Source organism: Pseudomonas sp. CC11G (assembly GCF_056174845.1).
In genome coordinates this window covers 1-19,334 of the sequence record NZ_JBWBZC010000043.1, presented here as the reverse complement: position 1 = coordinate 19,334, position 19,334 = coordinate 1, and the positions used below count along the sequence as shown (strand labels likewise).

19 protein-coding genes and 4 pseudogenes are annotated in these 19,334 nt (G+C 59.6%); 6 read left to right on the top strand and 17 right to left on the bottom strand.

Annotated elements, in window-relative coordinates; genetic code table 11:
• From AC0V2S_RS26625 to AC0V2S_RS26600, 6 genes and pseudogenes are all read right to left on the bottom strand, one after another.
• A partial coding sequence (locus AC0V2S_RS26625) for a Rid family hydrolase (RefSeq protein WP_475512334.1) occupies window positions 1-596 on the bottom strand: 596 nt, incomplete at its 3' end.
• A 172-nt stretch (window positions 597-768) separates the two neighbouring features.
• Window positions 769-1,179 (bottom strand): Rid family hydrolase, encoded by a 411-nt coding sequence (locus AC0V2S_RS26620; protein ID WP_475512333.1) that lies wholly within the window; start codon window positions 1,177-1,179, stop codon window positions 769-771.
• 297 nt (window positions 1,180-1,476) lie between these two features.
• Entirely contained in the window at window positions 1,477-3,894 is a 2,418-nt protein-coding gene (locus AC0V2S_RS26615; protein WP_475512332.1) for a TonB-dependent siderophore receptor, read from the bottom strand.
• A 64-nt stretch (window positions 3,895-3,958) separates the two neighbouring features.
• Window positions 3,959-4,888 (bottom strand): annotated as a pseudogene (locus AC0V2S_RS26610) (FecR domain-containing protein).
• On the bottom strand, window positions 4,881-5,396 hold the full coding sequence (locus AC0V2S_RS26605; RefSeq protein ID WP_475512331.1) for a sigma-70 family RNA polymerase sigma factor: 516 nt from the start codon (window positions 5,394-5,396) through the stop codon (window positions 4,881-4,883). Before AC0V2S_RS26605 ends, AC0V2S_RS26610 begins: the two are co-directional and overlap by 8 nt.
• An 83-nt stretch (window positions 5,397-5,479) precedes the next feature.
• A complete protein-coding gene (locus tag AC0V2S_RS26600; RefSeq protein WP_475512330.1) occupies window positions 5,480-5,875 on the bottom strand; it encodes a YybH family protein in 396 nt (131 codons plus the stop codon).
• Window positions 5,876-6,369: 494 nt separating this feature from the next.
• Between AC0V2S_RS26600 and AC0V2S_RS26595 the strand changes: the two genes are divergently transcribed.
• The 5 genes and pseudogenes from AC0V2S_RS26595 (at window position 6,370) to AC0V2S_RS26575 (ending at window position 9,050) form a co-directional block, all read left to right on the top strand.
• A complete protein-coding gene (locus AC0V2S_RS26595; RefSeq protein WP_475512329.1) occupies window positions 6,370-6,828 on the top strand; it encodes a hypothetical protein in 459 nt (152 codons plus the stop codon).
• The gene (locus AC0V2S_RS26590) at window positions 6,815-7,126 is read left to right on the top strand and encodes a helix-turn-helix domain-containing protein (protein ID WP_475512328.1); all 312 of its coding nucleotides are present in this window, start codon (window positions 6,815-6,817) and stop codon (window positions 7,124-7,126) included. The genes AC0V2S_RS26595 and AC0V2S_RS26590 overlap by 14 nt, the downstream gene beginning before the upstream one ends.
• Before the next feature lie 75 nt (window positions 7,127-7,201).
• The gene (locus tag AC0V2S_RS26585) at window positions 7,202-7,903 is read left to right on the top strand and encodes an SOS response-associated peptidase (protein WP_475512327.1); all 702 of its coding nucleotides are present in this window, start codon (window positions 7,202-7,204) and stop codon (window positions 7,901-7,903) included.
• Window positions 7,904-8,315: 412 nt separating this feature from the next.
• The gene (locus AC0V2S_RS26580; protein WP_475512326.1) at window positions 8,316-8,618 is read left to right on the top strand and encodes a type II toxin-antitoxin system RelE/ParE family toxin; all 303 of its coding nucleotides are present in this window, start codon (window positions 8,316-8,318) and stop codon (window positions 8,616-8,618) included.
• A 1-nt stretch (window position 8,619) separates the two neighbouring features.
• A pseudogene (locus tag AC0V2S_RS26575) lies at window positions 8,620-9,050 on the top strand (addiction module antidote protein).
• Window positions 9,051-9,103: 53 nt separating this feature from the next.
• Here the strand turns inward: AC0V2S_RS26575 and AC0V2S_RS26570 are convergent.
• The 11 genes and pseudogenes from AC0V2S_RS26570 to AC0V2S_RS26520 all read right to left on the bottom strand — a co-directional run bounded on the left by AC0V2S_RS26570 (window position 9,104) and on the right by AC0V2S_RS26520 (window position 18,489).
• Window positions 9,104-9,685 (bottom strand): hypothetical protein, encoded by a 582-nt coding sequence (locus AC0V2S_RS26570; RefSeq protein WP_475512325.1) that lies wholly within the window; start codon window positions 9,683-9,685, stop codon window positions 9,104-9,106.
• Window positions 9,682-10,382 (bottom strand): annotated as a pseudogene (locus AC0V2S_RS26565) (hypothetical protein). Before AC0V2S_RS26565 ends, AC0V2S_RS26570 begins: the two are co-directional and overlap by 4 nt.
• 81 nt (window positions 10,383-10,463) lie before the next feature.
• Window positions 10,464-11,224, bottom strand: a pseudogene (pstB, locus tag AC0V2S_RS26560) (phosphate ABC transporter ATP-binding protein PstB).
• A gap of 76 nt (window positions 11,225-11,300) precedes the next feature.
• On the bottom strand, window positions 11,301-12,191 hold the full coding sequence (gene pstA / locus AC0V2S_RS26555; RefSeq protein WP_475512324.1) for a phosphate ABC transporter permease PstA: 891 nt from the start codon (window positions 12,189-12,191) through the stop codon (window positions 11,301-11,303).
• Window positions 12,188-13,156 (bottom strand): phosphate ABC transporter permease subunit PstC, encoded by a 969-nt coding sequence (gene pstC / locus AC0V2S_RS26550; RefSeq protein ID WP_475512323.1) that lies wholly within the window; start codon window positions 13,154-13,156, stop codon window positions 12,188-12,190. Before pstC ends, pstA begins: the two co-directional genes overlap by 4 nt.
• A gap of 84 nt (window positions 13,157-13,240) precedes the next feature.
• Window positions 13,241-14,272, bottom strand: a complete 1,032-nt coding sequence (pstS, locus tag AC0V2S_RS26545; protein ID WP_475512322.1) for a phosphate ABC transporter substrate-binding protein PstS — start codon at window positions 14,270-14,272, stop codon at window positions 13,241-13,243.
• Window positions 14,273-14,449: 177 nt separating this feature from the next.
• Complete coding sequence (locus AC0V2S_RS26540; protein WP_475512321.1) at window positions 14,450-15,199, bottom strand: GGDEF domain-containing protein; 750 nt, start codon at window positions 15,197-15,199, stop codon at window positions 14,450-14,452.
• A gap of 16 nt (window positions 15,200-15,215) precedes the next feature.
• Window positions 15,216-15,602 (bottom strand): DUF1987 domain-containing protein, encoded by a 387-nt coding sequence (locus tag AC0V2S_RS26535; protein ID WP_475512337.1) that lies wholly within the window; start codon window positions 15,600-15,602, stop codon window positions 15,216-15,218.
• Window positions 15,603-15,621: 19 nt separating this feature from the next.
• Window positions 15,622-16,017, bottom strand: coding sequence for a SiaB family protein kinase (locus tag AC0V2S_RS26530; protein ID WP_475512320.1), 396 nt, complete (start codon window positions 16,015-16,017; stop codon window positions 15,622-15,624).
• 171 nt (window positions 16,018-16,188) lie between these two features.
• Entirely contained in the window at window positions 16,189-17,427 is a 1,239-nt protein-coding gene (locus AC0V2S_RS26525; RefSeq protein WP_475512336.1) for a SpoIIE family protein phosphatase, read from the bottom strand.
• Between the two features lie 120 nt (window positions 17,428-17,547).
• Window positions 17,548-18,489, bottom strand: a complete 942-nt coding sequence (locus tag AC0V2S_RS26520) for a LysR family transcriptional regulator (RefSeq protein ID WP_475512335.1) — start codon at window positions 18,487-18,489, stop codon at window positions 17,548-17,550.
• A gap of 98 nt (window positions 18,490-18,587) precedes the next feature.
• Here AC0V2S_RS26520 and AC0V2S_RS26515 point away from each other — a divergent pair.
• The coding region (locus AC0V2S_RS26515) for an SDR family oxidoreductase (protein WP_475512319.1) at window positions 18,588-19,334 on the top strand (747 nt) is incomplete at its 3' end.

Here is a 19,334-nt window from a genome sequence, read left to right as displayed (position 1 = left end):
ACGGTACGCCGCGCCGGGACGCCATCCGGGAAGAACCTGGTGTATACCTCGTCGACCGCCGCACTGTCGTCGATGTATTTCAGGAAGATATTCACCTTCACCACATCCTCCATCGCATGACCAATGCGCTGCAGAATCAGCTTGATGTTGTTCAGGCACTGCTCCGTCTGTTCCTTGATCCCGCCGCCCACCAGTTCGCCGGTCAGCGAATCTGCGGCAATTGCGCGGAGATATGGTTGTAGTGCGAGAACGCCACGGTCTGGGTAGACAGCGGACGATGGGCGCGGCGGTGGTGTTGTGGGCGCAGATAACAATGCCGTGACGGTCTTCAACCGCTTGCGGCGGCGTGCCATCGCATGGGGACACAACGGCTTCCATCTGCACCAGCGCGTCCATCGGCAGCCCCGCCACTTCCACCACAGTACGTGCGGGCATATACCCAACGGCGCGAGCGATGGCCGAGTCCGGGAAGAAGGTGGTGTACACCTCGTAACAGCGTTGGTGTCGGCGAGGTCTTTAAGAAAAATGGTCACTTTGACGATGTCATCGAACGGTACGTCGATGCTGTGCAGAATGGCTTTGATATTTTCAGGCATTGCCCGGCCTGTTCCTTGATTCCGCCGGCGACCAGCTCACCGGTACGCGGGTCGAGCGGCAGTTGCGCGGACAGGTTGTTGTAGTGCGAGAACGCAACGGCTGTGAGGACAGCGGCTCGATGGGTGCGTTTTCGCTATTGCACACCACTTTACCAAGTCACCGGCCTGCGGCTTATTGGGGATAGTGCCCTCGCCATTGGAGACCAACGCTCCACCTGCACCAGTGCTCCCAGGGCAATGCAGCCACGGCAACGACCGTCAGCGCCGGCACGTAGCGAGGAAAGAAGGTGCCATACACCTCCTGCACAGACGGGATATCAGCCGGCTGCGTGACGAAGATGGAAATTCGCACCACGTCGTCCATGTCATGGTCGATGCTATCCACCACCGCCTCGATATTTCTGAAGCACTGTTCAGCCTGTTGACGGATATCACCCGGGACCAACTTGCCGGTGCGTGGGTCGATGGGCAGTTGCGCGGAAAGGTTGGTGTAGTGCGAGAACGCCACCGATTGCGTGTAAGGGCCGATGGCCTTGGGAGCGCTCTGGGTATTTCTTGCCAGTACGGCGTTGTAGTCAGTCATAACCACTGTTCCTGTAGCGCGGGGACTTGTTGAGCGGTGTGGCAACACACGCAGTCCGAATGAAGGGCAGGCGCATAAGTGCCTGAGGTCGTTGCGGCTCAGGCGCTTGCAGGAAGGGTTATGTAGGCGCCATTGCCGAGAGCCGACAATGCGCGCCATGGGAAAGGCTAACAGCCAGACCACCCCGACAACTCGGTAGGAAACGGCCTACAGAGCGGCCTACAGAATTGAAGGGTGCGTGTGCTCAGTCCTTAGGTGGACTGGCCAGCGTGCTGGCGAACCCTGAAAACGTCGGTTTCAGAAGCCGACAGTGGCCGACACCAGATAAGTACGCGGCGTCGACAACGTCAGCCCCGGCTCGCTGTCATCGGAGGCACCGGCCGAACTCCAGTAACGGTCATCCAGCACGTTCTCCACGCCCACCCGCAGGGTGATGGTCTTTTCGGCCGCCTTGAAGGCATAGCGCGCACCCACATCGAAGCGCTCCCAGCCATCGATCTTCTTGCTGTTGGCCTGGTCGAGGTACTGCGAGCTGGAGTGAATGCCGCGCGTCGTCAGCGTCAGCCCCGCCACCATCGGCACATCCCACTCGGCCCCCAGGTTGACGTTGTATTCCGGCGTCGCCGGGGCGCGATTGCCGTCCGATACACCGCCGACAGTGCCCTGCAATTTGCTGTCGATAAACATCACGCCGCCGAGCACGCGCACGCCCTGCAGCGGCTCGCCAAACAGACTCAGCTCGATGCCTTTGTTTTCACGTTTGCCGTTAGGGCCGAACACCCGCGACGTGGCATTGGTTTCGTACGCCGGCTGCTTGATGCGAAACGCACTGGCGGTAAAGGCAAAGCTGCCCAGGTCCAGCTTGGCGCCCACCTCCACTTGCCGGCTGATAAAGGGCGGGAAGATTTCGTCGGAATTGCGCGAAGTCGATGGCGCGATCTTGCCCTGGCTCAGGCCTTCCATATAACTGGCGTACAGCGACAGCTGCTCGTTCACCTTGTAGAGCACTCCGCCCGAGGGCGACACCTTCTCTTCGTCGTAGCCGGTTTTGCCTTTTTCGTCATTGGTCCAGTCATCCACCTTCACCCGCTGCCAGCGCGCGCCGAGGGTAAATTGCAGGCTGTCTTCAAAGAAGCCCAGGGTGTCGGACAGCGCCAGGCCCGTGTAGCGGCTCTCGGTATACACCTCGTCGTCGTAACGCGTCGGCGTGCCTGGGGTGGGCGTGTTGACCGGATCGTAGAGATTGCTCGGTGCCGCCGCGTAACGGGCGCCGCCGTTGGTGAAGTCCATATAGAAATAGCTGGCCGCCAGGTTGATCTCGTGGCTCACCGGGCCGGTGTTCAACCACTTGCGCACGCCGGCCATGGTGGTGCGCACAGACTCGTCGCGGGTGAAGTCGCGCGGCTGCACGCTGAAGTCACCGGCATCGTTGGTAATGGGCACGTTGTGCCGCAGGAAGTCGTGGTTGCTTTCGCGGGCGCCGGCGGCGGCATAGGCCATCAGGCTATCGCTCAGGTCAAACTCGCCGTTTACCGTGCCGAATGTGTCGTTGGTGCGCGCCGTGCTCCAGGGCTGCGCGTAGTTGCGGCGCACGTCGTCGGCATCCGGCACCTTGGCAGCGGCGCCAATCAGCACGCGCTCCTGCGGAGCGTCGGTGTCGCGCTCGGTGTGGCCGATATCCGTCGACAGGCGCATACGCTCGCCGCGAAAGTCCAAGCCGAGAACGGCCATTTCGCGGTCCACGCTCTGGTGATCCCACTCGGTGTCGCCGGACTGTTTTACGCCGTTGAAACGCAGGCCGAACTGGTCGCCTTCGCCAAAACGGCGAGCAATATCCACGGCGCCACCGACCTGGCTGTCAGAGGCGTAACTACCGGTAAATTCGGTCAGCAGTTTATCGCCGGCGCGCTTGGGCACCACATTGATACCGCCGCCCACACTGCCCCGTGGCGAGATGCCGTTGATCAATTGTGTAGGGCCTTTGATCACGTCCACCCGGTCGGCCATTTCCATGTCGATGGAATACGTCGGCAGTACGCCGTACAGGCCGTTGTAGGCCACGTCGGTGTTGAACAGGCTCAGGCCGCGAATGGTGAACTGCTCATAGCGACCACCGGCCGGGTTAGTGGCGCGCACCGAGGGGTCGCTGGCCACCAGGTCATTGAGGGTGCGGGCCTGCAGGTTTTTCACGGTTTGGCTGGTGTAGGTGGTGACGCTAAACGGCGTCTCCATAAAGTCCTTCGAACCGAGCAAACCGACCGAGCCGCGGCGGGCAACCTGGCCGCCGGCATAGGGCTCGCCACCGCTGGTGTCGGCATCGCCGGTGATGGTCGCCGGGGCAATTTCCAGCGCCCCGGAATCCGGCGCCGGCACCAGCGTGTAGGCACCCTCGCCCGTCGGCTGCAACCGCAAACCGCTGCCACGCAGCAGGTGGGCAAACCCTTCTTCCACGGCATACGTGCCAGACAACCCTTCACTGTTGCGCCCACTCACCAGCGCCGGGTCCACCGACATATTAACGCCCGCCTGACTGGCAAACCGAGTGAGCACACTGCTGAGCGTGCCGCCCGTAACCGTGTAGCTGCGACGGGCGTCGTCAGCCCAACTCGTGGTACTTAGCAGCGGACTGCTCAGGCTTAAAATCAAACCCAGGTGCGACAACGGACGCAACACACGAAACGTCCGAGCAAAACGGCGAGGCAATACGGCTGGCATGGGAGGAAGCTCTCGATTTCTGTTCACTTACCTGGGACCGGTGACGTGAAAAAAGGGACAAGCTTCAGGCGATATTTTTTCGGGGCACCAAGGTGACCCAATACCGGGTACGCGAAACCACCTGCACCGGCAGGCTGGCTGCCAGCAAGGCCAACACTTTGTCGGTGTTATCAAGCTGGAAACTGCCGGTGACCCGTAAGGTTTCCAGCTCCGGCGCCCAACGCAATAACCCGGGCGGAAGCGGCTCAGCTCACGGAGGAAATCCCCAGCGCCTGGTTTTCGGCAATCAGCACACCGTCGCGCCAGCCAGGTTGTGTGGTATCAAAGCTGCCGATGGCGCCCGCGCCGCTGGCTTGCAGATTGAGCTGTTGCCCTTCCACCAACAGCAACTCGCCGCCCGACAACGGCTGCACGCGCACGGCACCACTGACCACTGATACCCGGCAATCGCGTTCATTCAGGCGTACACACACCTCGCTGCGGCTGGCGATCACTTGGCCGAACGGGGAATAGATTGTGAGGGTTGAGCGGTCGGCCACCTTCAGTGCCACTTCGCCGCGCAGTAGGGTTAGGCGGCCGGCAGCGAGGTCGACATTCACCGCCGTATCCGTATTGAGTTGCAGCGAACTGCCATCCGCCAGCGCCACCTGTTTGCGCTCGCCGGTGGCGGTGTGCAGGTCGGCGGTCCACACCGCCACCGGCAATTGCCGGCTCAGCAACCAGCCCGCCGGCACCAGCGCGGCCACGCCGAGAGCACGTTTGAGCGCGGCGCGACGGCCCAGGTCCGGCCGGTCCAGCGTGGCCATGGCCAACTCCGACGGCACGCCGGCAAAGCGCTGGCGCAATAACTGCGCTCTCTGCCAGGTACTTTCGTGGCGACTATTGCTGCTGCGCCACTGCTGCAGACGCTGATGGTCATCATCGGTTGCCGCGCCGGACTCAACAACGCCAACCACTGCGCCGCCGCACGCGCAACTTCGAGGGCCTCACTCATTCGAGGTCCCCAACAAGCAATGCTCATACGCCTGGGCCATATAGCGCTTCACCGTGCGCTCCGACACCTCCAGGCGCTCGGCAATCTCGCGATAGCCCAGGCCATGCAACTGGCTCAACAGAAACGCGCGGCGCACCAGGGCCGGCAAACCATCCAGCAACTCATCCAGCGCATGTAAGGTTTCCAGCACCAACCAGCGCTGCTCCGGCGACGGCACGCAGGCTTCGGGCAATTGCGCCAACGCCTCCAGATACGCCTGTTCAAGACTGCGCCGGCTATAGAAATTGCTCAGCAGGCGCTTGCCCACCGTGAGCAAATACGCCCGCGGCTCACGCAACTCAGCCAGCGGCTGCGAGCTGGCCAGCACACGCAAAAACGTATCCTGGCTCAGATCAGCCGCATCCCAGGCGTTGCCCACGCGCCTGCGCAACCACATTTCCAACCAACTGCGGTGTTCGCGATACAGCGTGGTCAGGCTGTGGTCCGGTGCTGAAGCGGCGTCAATCATGGCTAGAAGGCCTACCCACACAACAAATGAGAATAGATTCTATTTAAGAGTCAGCCGCATACCAAGACTTTTATTTGCCGGTATTAATCCAGCAGCGTGGTGCCGTAGGAGTTGTCCACCACGCACAACCAGCGCTGCGCGGTATGCCGGAACACATAGGTCGCCCGCCGAACACCATCACTGACCACGCCCGCCGCATCAGTCGTACGCAACTTGGTTTCCATGATCACCAACGCCGTGTCGCCGCCCTGCACCACCTGCATCTGGCCCTGAGTCACCACGATGCTGTGGTTGAAGTGCTCGGCTATCGCCACAAAGGCCCGGCGGATCTGCTCTTTGCCCGTGGCATTCAAACCCGGTTTGACCACCAGGGTGGCGTCATCGGCATAGAAGTCCATCAACGCATCGAAATCCTCGGCATTGATCGCGCGGTCGGCCGCTTCGATGGTTCTCTTAAGGGCTTGGGTCGTGGCATCCATTGTTGCTCTCCTGATAAGCCTCAGAAGCCGAGCACAAAAAACCCCGCTTCGAAGGCGGGGTTTTGGCGAAACATGCGCAATCCCACCGGCTAGGTAGCGGTGGTAATAATGGGCTTGGCTACGGGGAAAACTAGGCTGTGCATGGCGCCAATCTGCGTGATGGGAAAGGAAAGATCAACGCCTTGTTTGAATCGCACTGACAAACAACGCCGGCGAAAGCTCAGTGAAAGGTTGAAATGAAATGCTAGGCGCCCTCCCGCATTCACTCTGCCCTGCAGAGGACAGGACGTCAGAACGGGGCGCCCTTCTCGGAAAGTCAGACGCCCCAGCCATGCACCGGACCCCGCATGCCATCCCCGCGCGCCAAAAGTGGCGGGTGATGTTTTTCTCCTAAAGCCGCAGAACGCTAACGGGTATTGGCCACAAGCCAAAGCCCGTTGGTTTTTGGCTGTCTGCGTTTTTAGGGCATCAAAACGCGGAAATGCAGCCAACCCTTGGCTGAAAACTCCCAATCAGGACAGGAACAAGGCGATAGCCGGCCGGGGAGAGGCTGCCCCAAGATGAAAAAAAACCCCTTCCCGATCTCATCAATGGACCTTGCTGACAACTACGTCAAAGACGTACCATCAACCATGGTGACGATCATCGAATCGCCTCTTTTTTCCAAACGCTGGCCAGATTATTGGGAGGAGGAAGAACATGGCGCCTTCATGTCTTTTCTTGCCAATAACCCAGAAGCAGGTGCGGTTGTGCCAGGTTCAGGTGGTTGTCGCAAGGTGCGTTGGGCCATGGACGGTAGAGGCAAAAGCGGCTCGGTACGCATTATTTATACGGCCCAGCTAAGCAGTGGTGCCCTGGTCGCACTGATCATCTACGGCAAAGGCAGCAGCGAAAATATTCCTGCGCACGTACTACTCAAAATCGCCAAGGAGCTAAATCATGCCCCTCACTGAAAAAGAACTGCTGGAGCGAGATGCCAAACGGGACATTGGCGAAGAGCTGCTGCAATCCATCCGAGCCGTGAAGGCTGGCCGCCATGGAGCCGTTCACAAGATTGAACCAACCGAAGCCGCCCAGGCCCGCAGCAAAACAGGTCTTTCCCAGCCGAAGTTTGCTGAGCTGTTAGGTGTATCGGTACGTACGCTGCAAGAGTGGGAACAAGGTCGCCGCACCCCTTCAGGCGCTGCTCGATCTCTGTTGCATATCGCCGCGTCTCGGCCAGATGTTTTCCGCGATGTATTGACGGAGTAGCGTTTTCGCTAACACTCACCCCTCGTAGCGCTCTGACTATCCAGCGTATTCAGGCGAACGTACAAAGGGGGCGATATGTGCGGCCGCTACACCAACACCCAAGACCTCGACAAATGGCGCGACGTGCTCGCCATCATGCAGCCCATCGAAAACGGCACCGACCCCGCATTCGGGCCGCGCTACAACATTGCGCCCAGCACCCGGGCCCCCATCTTCTACAACACCGGCAACGGCCTGGCCGCCGAAGCGGTGCGCTGGGGCTGGTCGCCGCATTGGGCCAAGGCGCGCAAGATACCGCCGGCCATCAACGCGCGGGTGGAGACCGTGGCCAGCGGCAAGTTCTTTCGCGATATCTGGCAGCAACGTGCGCTGGCGTTGGCAGATGGCTGGTATGAGTGGGTGAAGCATCCGACCGATCCGAAAATAAAGCAGCCCTATTACATTCAGGCCAAAGACGGCGGGCCGCTGTTTTTTGCGTCCTTGTGCCAGGTCACGCAAGGCCTCGAGCAACACGAAAGTGACGGCTTCACCATCATTACGGCAGCCGCCGATACCGGGCTGCTGGATATCCACGACCGTCGTCCCGTAGTGCTCCCAGCCGAACTGGCCGCTGAATGGCTTGATCCCGACACGCTTCCTGCGCGTGCGCTGGAAATAGCCACCAAGCATGGCCTGGGTGCAGAAGCGTTTAAGTGGTATCCGGTCAGCAAAGCGGTTGGCAACCCGAGAAACCAGGGGCCGGAGTTGATCGAGGAAATCGACAACCCAGTGCTCTGATTCATCAATAAATTGCAGAAGAACGCCCTGCCGCAAACCCGCCATTCAACGGGCCCGGCACCATAGGCCGGCGTCCGACATTTCGCAGCGAACTCCCCGCATAAACCTAAAAGCATCGCCCTTCTTGGCCGGCAAACCGCCCCCACACCGACGTCAAAAATCTAAATCTCTGCAAAACCGCGGCGTACGGGCTTAAAGCTTCGCGCAAACACAGCATGTGCCCGCGCGGCATTCCCTCTGCACGGTCGGTAGAAAGTAAAACGAGGCTCACAATACGCCGCCGTGTCCAATTAGCTGCCTGATCAGCAACACGTTGCCGCTGATAAATCACACCGTGCCGGCCATCGGCTCAGGGACGTTGTCGCCACCAAACATCACCACAAGGAGTAGCCATCTGGCTACAAGTGAGTCTATGCTTAACACTATCAACACGACGCCTGAGTTTGATACATGGCTCGATGAGGTAAAGGATCTGCAAGGCAAGGCGGCTGTTCTTTCCCGCCTGGACCGCGCCGAACTCGGCAATTTTGGCGACTGCGAACCGGTCGGGAACGGCATGAGTGAAATGCGTGTTTTTGTGGGCCCTGGCTACCGAATCTACTTTGTGCGCACCGGGCGCATTGCCTACCTGGTGTTGTGGGGCAGCGATAAAACCGATCAACAACGCGGCATCAAGCGCGCCCACGAAATTCTTGATGCCCTGCGAGGCAAGTGAAATGAATGCTACAAAATTCAATCCAGATGACATGCCCATTCTCGACCTGGATACCTCCGGCACCAGTGCTTATGAGGCATCTCGTTTTCTCGACAACCCGCAAATCATCAGCGCCTACCTGGCTGAAAGTCTTAAAGCCCAGGATCCGCAACTGTTTATGCAAGCGCTTGCCGAAGTGGCCAAAGCACAGGCGTGAACAAGGTGGCCCAGCAGGCCGGGGTCAACCGCGAGAGCCTGTACAAATCGCTCAAAGGCGGAGCCAAAACCCGTTTTGAAACCATTCAGAAACTGATGAACGCACTGGGCGTGGAACTCACTGTGCAACCGCTGGCAACAGCTGGACCAAAGGCAAAATCAGCCAAGCGCACGGCGTCTTGCGTCAGAAAACCTACGGCCGGCCAACTCGCTGTGGAAGTAAAACGAGCCAACTGAACCCGGCGCCTGAGGTGAACGTTCTCGGTACCCCAGGCCCGTTGAGCGAGCGTTCAGCCGCGCACATATCCCATCCGCACTTCCGCCACCGCATCAATCACCCGCTGCACCCAATGCTCGTCATCGGGCCGCACCACCACTACGCGAAAACCATGTTCATGGCCTTCGATCTTTACGCCTTCGGAGTCATCGACGTGCAAGTCGATGCCAAATGCCGGCGGGAATTTGGAGGGGGAGTTGGAGAAGCCATGTACGTTCAGCGCGTGGCTGTGGCGCACGCTGTTGACGATGCCGTCGACGTGAATGCCATACAGCATCAACCAGCGGCGGATATAAGACGGCGTGCGCCCCGACGAGGTGTAAACCCACACGCTGCAGCCCTGGCGGCGCAATTCGCGGGTAAGCCGGCGGGTGCCGGTGCGCAAGGGTTCGCCCAACCAGCGATGCACCACGGCCGGCAGCCGGCTGTGCTCGGCGGCGGAATGGTGCGGTTGGCAAGCCAGGGTATCGTCCACGTCGAACGAAATACGGATAGGCGGGTGTCGAAACACCGGCCGTGGCGCCAGCCGCTTGGCACCTTTGGTCAACTGACCCGCGAAGTGACGGATTCTGTTGAGCGTTGGAGCACCGCTCATGAGTGGTTTTCCTGATAGAAACTCGAGTGTTTGTCTCTCAGAAAAAACTCCGTTGGGTTAGGAGACTGCTCTTCCAGAAAGGCCGCGTATTTTTTCTTGATCTTGGGCAGCTCGTAAAGCGCCTTTACACCGTGTTTTGCAGAATTGCGAATAACCGACGACGGGTTGAAATAGCCTTCGGCATTGGCCAACGACAGCACAAATGGCGGTTTGCCAGCGCGCATCAGCAAGTAGCTGACAATCAGTGAGCCGGTGCGGTTGTTGCCTTCCAAAAACAGCTGCGGCCGGCTGAGAATCCGTACATAACAGCCCGCCGCCCGCTTCCACACCGATTCGCCGTGGTGCGCACTGTACCAGTGATACAGGTCTTTGATGCCGCCTTCGGTGTTATTGAAAAAGTGCTTTTCGGTAGCGGCCAGGTGCTCGGCAAACTCCAAGCGCGCGGCCTGGTTGCTGCCGCAGAGCACGGTGGCGTTGATCTCCAGCATCAAGTTCACCTGCTGCAAATCGAACAGGTCAACATCACGAGCAACGTAATCGTCAATCAACGCGTAGCCGGCGACCACGTTCTCCAGCACTCGTCCGTAAAAGGGTCACGCGGCTCGGTAAAGTACCTGCTCAGCTCAGTGAAGCGCTGCTGCACGTTGCGCAGGGCATCTTCAATCGCAGGCAAATCAAGACGACGCTTGGCTGGCATTGGCACTCCTGAGCGCAGCGGTTTAAACGGAAAAAGCCGTATGCAGCGCGCGGCTGCATACGGCCTGAGACAAACGATGACTCAGCTGAACTTGCCGCTGATGTAGTCGCTGGTCATTTGCTCGCGTGGGTTATCGAAGATCTGCGCAGTCGGGCCCATTTCCACCAGGTAGCCGGTGCGCGTGCCCTGCGAAATATCCACGGAGAAGAACGCGGTGTTGTCCGCCACGCGAATGGCTTGCTGCATGTTGTGGGTCACCAGGGCGATGGTGTAATCCTTCTTCAACTCCACCATCAACTCTTCCACGCGACGCGTAGCAATCGGGTCGAGCGCCGAGCATGGCTCGTCGAGCAGCAACACTTCCGGCTCGGTCGCGATGGCGCGGGCGATGCACAAACGTTGCTGCTGGCCGCCGGACAGCGACAGACCGCTGACCTTGAGTTTGTCCTTCACCTCGTCCCACAGTGCCGCACCTTGCAGGGCATGTTTGACGCGGTCGCCGATATCGCCTTTGTAGCGGTTCAGGCGCAGGCCGAAGGCCACGTTGTCGTAGATGCTCATCGAGAACGGGTTGGGCTGCTGGAACACCATGCCGATGTAGCGGCGCACCACCACCGGGTCTACGCCTTTGCCGTACACATCCTGGCCGAGGAAGTGCACATGGCCTTCAAAGCGAAAGCCCGGCACCAAGTCGTTCATCCGGTTGAGGCTGCGCAGCACCGTGCTCTTGCCGCAGCCAGACGGTCCGATAAAACCGGTGATCTTGTTTTCTCGATCGGCACATGGCTGTCACGCACGGCCATGAAGTTGCCGTAGAAAATCTTGTCGAGCTTGCAGTCCATGACCACGGGAGTTTGGGTATCAACCGAGGTGGGTTGTTGCGCAGATAATGCGTTCACGATTCAGATGCTCCCGCTCTCAAAACTTGGGTTTGCCGAAAATACGGCTGACGACGTTTACGACCAGAACGATCATCACCAGTACCAGTGATGCCGCCCAGGCGAGTTCGAGTTGGTTGTCGAAAGGCATGCCGGAGAAGTTGTAAATCAGCACGGCCAGCGAGGCTGTCGGGTTCATCACCGCCAATTCGCCCTGGTGGTAGATCCAGTAGTTGCTGAACAACGCGGTAAACAGCAGCGGCGCGGTTTCGCCAGCAGCACGGGCCACGGCCAACATCACGCCGGTGAGAATCGCCGGCATGCCCGTAGGCAGGATGATTTTCCAGATCACTTGCGAACGCGTGCAGCCCATGCCGTACGCTGCGTCTTTCATGATCTTGGGCACCATGCGCATCGACTCTTCAGCCGTCAGCACCACAATCGGCAGCATCAGCACGGCCAAGGCCACACCGCCGGCCGGCGCCGAGTACGTACCCGTAGTCACCACCACCAACGCATAGGCAAATACGCCGGCCAGAATGGACGGCAAGCCGGTCAGCATCTTGGCGGCGAAGCGTGCGGCGCTGGCCAGTTTGCTGGTCGGCCCCAACTCAGCCAGGAAGATGGCCGCCATGATGCCCACCGGCACGGCAATGGCGGCGGCAATGCCAACCATCACAAAGGTGCCAGCCAGCGCGTTACCAAAACCGCCACCGGTTTCAAAACCGGTGGGCGGCAACTCGGTGAACACTTCCAGGTTCAGGCGCGCGCCGCCGCGGGTAATCAGCATGTACAACACCGAAAACAGCGGCACGCTGGCCAATACGGCGAAAGCCCAGACCAGGGTGGTCAACACCAGGCTGCGCAACGCGCGGCCTTCGAAAGTGCGCTGCAGACTCGGCAACGCGACGTTGGCTGACAGGTCATTCATGACTTAGCTCCCCGCTGGGCATAGACCATGATCATGGAACCGATGACGTTCACGATCAGCGTGATCAACATCAGCACGAGTGCGGCATACATCAGCACCTCCACCTCGTTCGGTCCGGCTTCAGGGAAGTTCAGCGCCAACAAGGCAGCCAGAGTGTTGGCTGGTGCGAACAGCGACAGGGCGATCTGGTTCGAGTTACCGACCAGCATTGCCAGCGCCATGGTTTCCCCCAGCGCCCGACCCAGCCCCAGTACTAGCGAGCCGAAAATGCCGGTGGCGGCGGACGGCACCATCACCTTGAGAATCGCTTCCCAGTGGGTGGTGCCCATGCCGTAGGCGGCCTGTTTGGTTTTCATCGGCACAGCCGTGAGGGCGTCCTGCGACACCGCAGCAATGGTCGGCAAAATCATGATCGCCAGCACCAAAGAGGCCGGCAACAGCCCTGGGCCGCTGAGGCTCGTGCTAAAAAATGGAATCCAGCCCAACTCGCTGTTAAGCCACCCCGCTAACGGCCGAATCGCCGGAATGACCACGTAAATGCCCCACAGGCCGTACACCACGCTGGGGATGGCCGCGAGCAGTTCGACGATGGTGCGGAAGATGGCCGCAAGCTTGGGAGGAAGGAAATCTTGGGTTAAGAAAATCGCCATGCTCACGCCGAATACGCCGGCAATCAGCAACGCGATCAAGGCGCTGTAGAGCGTGCCCCAAATGGCCGGCAGAATGCCGTACTTGCCTTGGTTAACGTCCCACACACTGCCGAAAATAACGTCCAGGCCATGCTTTTCCATGCCTGGGATAGCCTTGCGGCCTACTTCGAATACCAGGGCAAATACCAGCGAAAGAATCAACACCACGCCCACACGCGACAGCGCGCGGAAGGTGCGATCAACCAGAAAATCCTTCGTGGAAGGTGGTTTGCACGCGGAGTCCGGGTTAACCGGGACAACAAAGGGTTTGTTCATTGGCTAATTCCGGAACGTGAAGGCTGGCCTCCCCTAAGGGGTAACCCCGCCCGGCGCGCAAGCCGAGCAGAGGCTGGGCGAGCGTTACTGGATGTTGGCAGAAGCGGCACGAACCTGTTCAACGACCGATTTCGGCAACGGGATGTAGCCCATCGAATCGGCGATTTTCTGGCCTTCGGTCAAGCCGTACTCAACCATTTCACGCATGGCTTTGGCTTTGGCCGGGTTTTCGTTGTGCTTGCGGAAAATCATCCAGGTGTAGGAGGTGATCGGGTACGACTTCGCACCATCCGGATCCGGCAGCCAGGCCACCAGGCTTTCTGGCATCTTCACCGCAGCCAGGGCTTCAGCACCGCTTTCGGCGTTAGGCACTACGTATTTACCGGCTTTGTTTTGCAGCTCGGCGAAATCAACTTTGGCCAGTTTGGCGAAGCCGTATTCGATGTAGCCGATGGCGCCCGGAGTCTGGCGCACGGTGGCGGTCACGCCATCGTTCTTCGGCGACTTGATGAACTTGTCGCTGGCAGGCCAGTTAACGGTGTTGCCTTCGCCCAGATCTTTATTGAAGTCGGCGTTGATAGCGGCCAAGTGCTTGGTAAACACGGCAGTGGTACCGCTGGAGTCAGCGCGCACGACCACAGTGATTGGCAGCTCAGGCAGTTTCAGCTCAGGGTTAGCCGCGGCGATTTGCGGGTCATTCCACTTGGTGATTTTGCCCAGGAAGATGTTCGAGTACACATCGCGCGGCAGTTTCAGGCCCTTGGGGCTGCCTGGCAGGTTGTAGGCCAGAACGATTTCACCGGCGGTCATCGGCAGCAGTTGCACGCCTTCAGCCACTTTGGCCATGTCTTCTTCTTTCATCGCCGAGTCGCTGGCGGCGAAATCAACGGTCTTGTTCAGAAAATCCTGTACGCCGGCACCGCTGCCCTTGGACTGGTAGTCCACGGTGACGCCAGCCGATTTTTTGCTGAAGTCTTTGAACCAGGTGAGGTAGATCGGGGCCGGGAAGCTGGCGCCGGAGCCGGTGAGGCGAACACTTTCATCAGCAAACGCCACAGACGTTGTGCCAAGCGATACGGCAACGGCGAGCAAAGCAGACTTCATCAAACCTTTCATCGACGGAACTCCATACAAAGGGTCCCGCAAGGTTGAGCCAAGGCTGTTAAAGTTTTATGAACGTCGTGTGGCAAAACAGCGTGAGAAGATCAAAAGCATCGAGGCTGAAGCCTCTCCCACAAGGATCGGAGGTTTCTGTGGGAGAGGCTTCAGCCTCGATTCCTGGAAACGCAGTTGTCAGGAGTCGAAAGAAACGGCCGCCGCCTCAACACAATTGCGCCCACCCTTCTTCGCCCGATACAGCGCGCTATCCGCCAGCCCATAGGCGGTTTCAAAGCTGGTGCCAACCGCACTCGCACTCACCCCAAAACTCGCCGTAATACGCCGATTCACCGGCGCCTCGAACACATGCTCGGCAATGGCCTGGCGCATGGCTTCAGCCAGCGCCACACCCTCCTCCAACCCGCCGGAAGGCAACAGCACCGTAAACTCCTCGCCCCCTACCCGCCCGACCAACCCCTGCTCGCCAACGATGTGCCGCAGGCGGCCCACAATGCCCTGAATAACGGCATCGCCTGCCGGGTGCCCGAAGTCATCATTCACCTGCTTGAAGTAGTCGATATCCAGCACCACCATCACCGCGCCGGAGCGCTGCAACGCCTGAATGGTGTGCTCGATCACCGCGCCACGGTTCAATACACCGGTGAGCGCATCGTGCGTCGCGCGATATTCCAGTTGGTGGGCCAGGGTTTGCAGCTGCCCGTTAAGCGCATTCATCTCCCGTTCGGCGCGGTCGCTGCGGCCGATCAGCCGCCGGGTTTCGCGCATCAACCGCTCGAAATGCACCAGCAGCTCGGCCAGGGTTTTCTTGTACAGCTCAGGCCCTGCTTCCGTGAGGGCTAACACTGAACGCACGCGTTCAAGCGCCTCGGCCTCACTGCTGAACAGATCTACCGGAGTAGCTACAGGCGTAACGGACGCAGGCATGGCCATAAACCTTTAATCAGACGGCGATGGGGCAGTCGTTGAATTCAATGGCCTCGAAATCAGCCTTCAACTCCTCACCAAACTCGAAAATGGTTTCGTCTTCTTCATCGAAATACCAGTTCACCCGAATCGTATTGCCGTGGCGGGCCGACTCGTCCAGCGCATCAAAAATGCTGAAGAGCATCTTGGTGCTGGAGCTATTGAAATAGGCCAGGGCGATGTCGATGGTGACCGTGGTGTCTTGCAGGCTGGCCAGGTACGCGCGCAATTGCTGGGTGATCGGCGCATAAAAGGCCGCGGCGTTTTCCGGGTAAGACTCACCGCGCAGCGTCAATTGATGACTGTCGAATTTGAAGTCGACTTCAGGCGAGGTGGCGGTTGCTTCGATGTAAAAATTTTCCATGGCTTTAGTGTCGCTCATTTCATATTACGGATTTAAGGCAGAACAGCGTGGTATCGGGGTCGTCCGCCATCGTCTGGAAGCTGAACTCCAGCGGCGAGCACGCATCGCGCGCCATGGTCAGAAAACCCAAGCCCGCGCCCTTGCTGCCTTCGGGCGTTTCGGCGCGCAAGGTCAGCTTGTAGGCCTGCTTGATGTCTTCCACCGACATGGTGCGCAGCGGCTCGAGTTTTTCCCGCAGGCGCACCACGTCTTTGCTGGCGATGGGGTTCGCGCAGAGCATCAGGTGGTGATCCCCTTCGGCGCTGATGCACACCGCGCCCTGGCGCAACAAAGCCGCGTTGGACTCCTGCTCGTTCAGCGAGTCGGACGAGTAGTGAATGATGTTCTGCGACAGCTCGATAAACGACGAGAACAACTTGCGCCGCGTGGGGCCGTTGACCCGGATATTTCCAGCTGCAGCTTCACCACTTCCGCCATGGCGGCAATGATGTTCTGCGAGAAATAGCCCATGTGATAAAAAATCACATCGCGCTGTTTGGCCAATTCGAAAAAGGTGCAGTCCTGCGTGGCTGCGGGTGTGTAAGGGTTATTCATCGTTGTTCCTGCTGGTAACTAAAAGCCGGGCACAAAACAAGGTCACGTCATCGCGGCGAGTCTGGCCTTGCTGCCAGCTGGCCAGGGTGCGTTGCACAGCACTGCAAATCTCGGCCGTGGGTCGGTCTCGGTGCTCGACAATCGCCTTGAACACATTACGTTTGCCGAGGGAGATTTTTTTCGGCCCGCCCACCTGATCAATCAGCCCGTCCGTGGTGATAAACACCAGGCTGTTGGGGGCCACGGCGATGCGGCTGATGGGCCATTGGTAGTCGAAAGCGCTATTCACATAGCCCACGCCCATACGCTCGCCGGCATGGCTTTCAAACTGCTCGGCGCCCGGCGCCAGAATATGCAACCCCAGGTTGGCGCCGGCGAAACTCAAGGTGCAGCTCGCGGTATCGAACCAGATAAAGGCCGCATCCAGACCGTCGTCCGACTCAGGCGTGTCGTCCACGCCGTTCACCTGGCCGAGCAAGCCCTTCACGCTTTTGTTTACCGCCGACAACAAATCCGCCGGGTTACGCGGGCCGTGTTGGGCCAGGGCCTGGGTGAGCGACGAGGACGCAATCATGGTCATAAACGCACCCGGCACGCCGTGCCCGGTGCAGTCGGCAATCGCGCCAAACCAGCCATCGTGGTACGCCGCAAAATGATAGAAATCGCCACCGACCACATCCCGTGGCTCCCACACCAGCGCGGCATCATCCAGGGTCGAAGCCAACGCATCGCGCGAGGCACGCAGCATGGCGCGCTGAATCACGCTGGCGTATTCGATGCTCTGCATCATCTGCCGATTGCGCTCAGCCTGAATGGCCGCCACCACGCCCATCAGGCGCAAACCGTTGCCCAGGCCAATAAAGGCGCCGTCACGGGTGACAATAAAACCGTCCGCCAGGGCCTTTTCGCCGTACTCCACGGTTTTGAACGACAGGTCTTCGATGCTCATCTCGGCATCGACCACCAGCGGCTCTTTATCCATAAACGCGATGCAGCTTTTCTTGTCGTAGATTTCCCGATGAAACGGCTTGCTCATCTGCGACAGGAAGATATTGCGGTTAATCAGCCCAATCGGCCGGCCATGCTCCACCACCGCCAGGCACACCAACTCCTCCTTCTGAGAAGCGAAAATTTCCATCACCAGCGAGTTGGTGGTATCGGCACTGATGGCAGGCACTTCCACGCATAAATCACCGGCACAGCGGTGATGTTTCGGCAACCGCGGACGCATAAATTGCTGGGTTTCAGTGAGCATGCTGGAGCCATCGCAAAAACGAGGAAGCGGCATGATGTCAAAGGGACATTAAGGCTTTGTTGCAGTGGCATTGCTAAACGGGCAGATACCAAACGATCACGCGTTGCGCACGATCTCATCCCAGGTTGTCGGGCTGGGAAACAACTCCTCCAGAAACCCCACAAAGGCTTTTACATTCGGGCTGCCGCGGCGGCTTTCCGGCCATAAGGCCGTGATGGAAGAACGGTCCACCGCATACTCGGGAAAAAGCGGCTTCAACTCCCCACGCCGCACATACGGCGCAGCTACATAGGTCGGCGAAATGCCGATGCCGCCGCCGGCCGCCACTACCGCCGCGACGGCATCGCTGAAGTCGATGACAATGCCCGCGCTGGGCACCACTTCGGTCACCTGGCCGTCCACCGAGAACGGCCAGCGCAAGGCCAAGCCTGAACTCTGATAACGGAAGTTCACGCAGTCGTGCTGTTCCAGGTCGCTCAACTGCAGCGGCGTACCGCGCCGTGCCAAGTAAGCCGGTGAAGCAAACGCGGCGATACGGTGCGGCGCCAGGGTTTTGGAGATCAGCCGCGAATCCACCAGATCGCCCACCCGCACAGCGACGTCGATGCCTTGCTCGATGATGTCCGCCAGGTGGTCACCCAGGCGCAAATCGATGTTCAACTTGGGGTAGCGCTCGCGAAATCGCGGAATGGCCGGAGCCAGAATATTCAGGCCAATGGGCGGCGACGCAGTGACTTTCAACGTGCCCGACGGCTCGGCCCGCGAGGCCACGGCGGCCTGATCGATATCCTCCACTTCGCGCAAAATGCGCAGCGCTCGCTCATACAAATCCCGGCCTTCAGGCGTCAGGGTGAGTGAGCGCGTGGTGCGGCTGAACAGCTTGAGATCGAAATGCTGTTCCAGACGCTGCACGCTTTTGCTGATAGCCGACGGCGACACCGACAAATCGCGGGCCGCGGCGGTATAGCTACCCAAGGAGGCAGCACGCGCAAACGCAATAAGACCGGTCAGGCGGTCCAACCCTATTTGTTCCTTCATGGCATCAGTAAAGCGACTTACGGCCCAATTATCAATCTTCACCCCAGCCTTTAGCCTCTCTCCCACCAACGCCACTCCGGCGTTCAAGGAGATAAATCATGACCGCTACACCTGCTCTCAACACCGCCTCGCCCGCCAACCTGCACGGCCGCACCGTGGTGATTTTTGGGGGTACGTCCGGCATCGGTTTGGCCGCCGCTATTCAAGCCACAGCCGCTGGCGCTCACGTCACCGTCATCGGTTCCAACGCCGCCCGCGCCGAGCAAGCCGCCCGCGACAACGGTTTACACGCCTGGCGCGCCGCCGACGTAACCGACAGCGATGCCATCTACACCGCCTTGGCCGATATCCCGCACGTCGATCACCTGGTTTTGTTGGCTGGTACGTACGTGGTCGGCAAGGTGATGGACGCAGACATTGACCACCTGCGCCTGGCCTTTGAAGAGCGCATGTGGGCGTCGGTGCATGCCATTCGCGCCCTGGGCAAGCGCCTGGCGAAAGACGGCTCCATCACCTTTATTTCCGGCATGTTGGCCGACCGCCCTACTGCCCATGGCAGCGCCGTGTTGGGTGCCGCATCGGCGGCGATGGAAGCGCTGGCACGCGGGCTTGCGCTGGAGCTGGCGCCGATTCGGGTGAACACGTTGTCACCCGGCCCGATTGATACACCCATCTTCAGCAAAGCGCTGGGCGCCGGGCGCGATGCGTTCGTGGCGGCGTTGGAACAGACACTGCCACTACGTCGACTGGGCACCGCAGCCGAGGCAGCCGCGGCGGCTGTGTTTCTGATGAGCAATGGATTTATGAACGGCGCCACGCTGAACATCGATGGCGGCGCGCGGTTG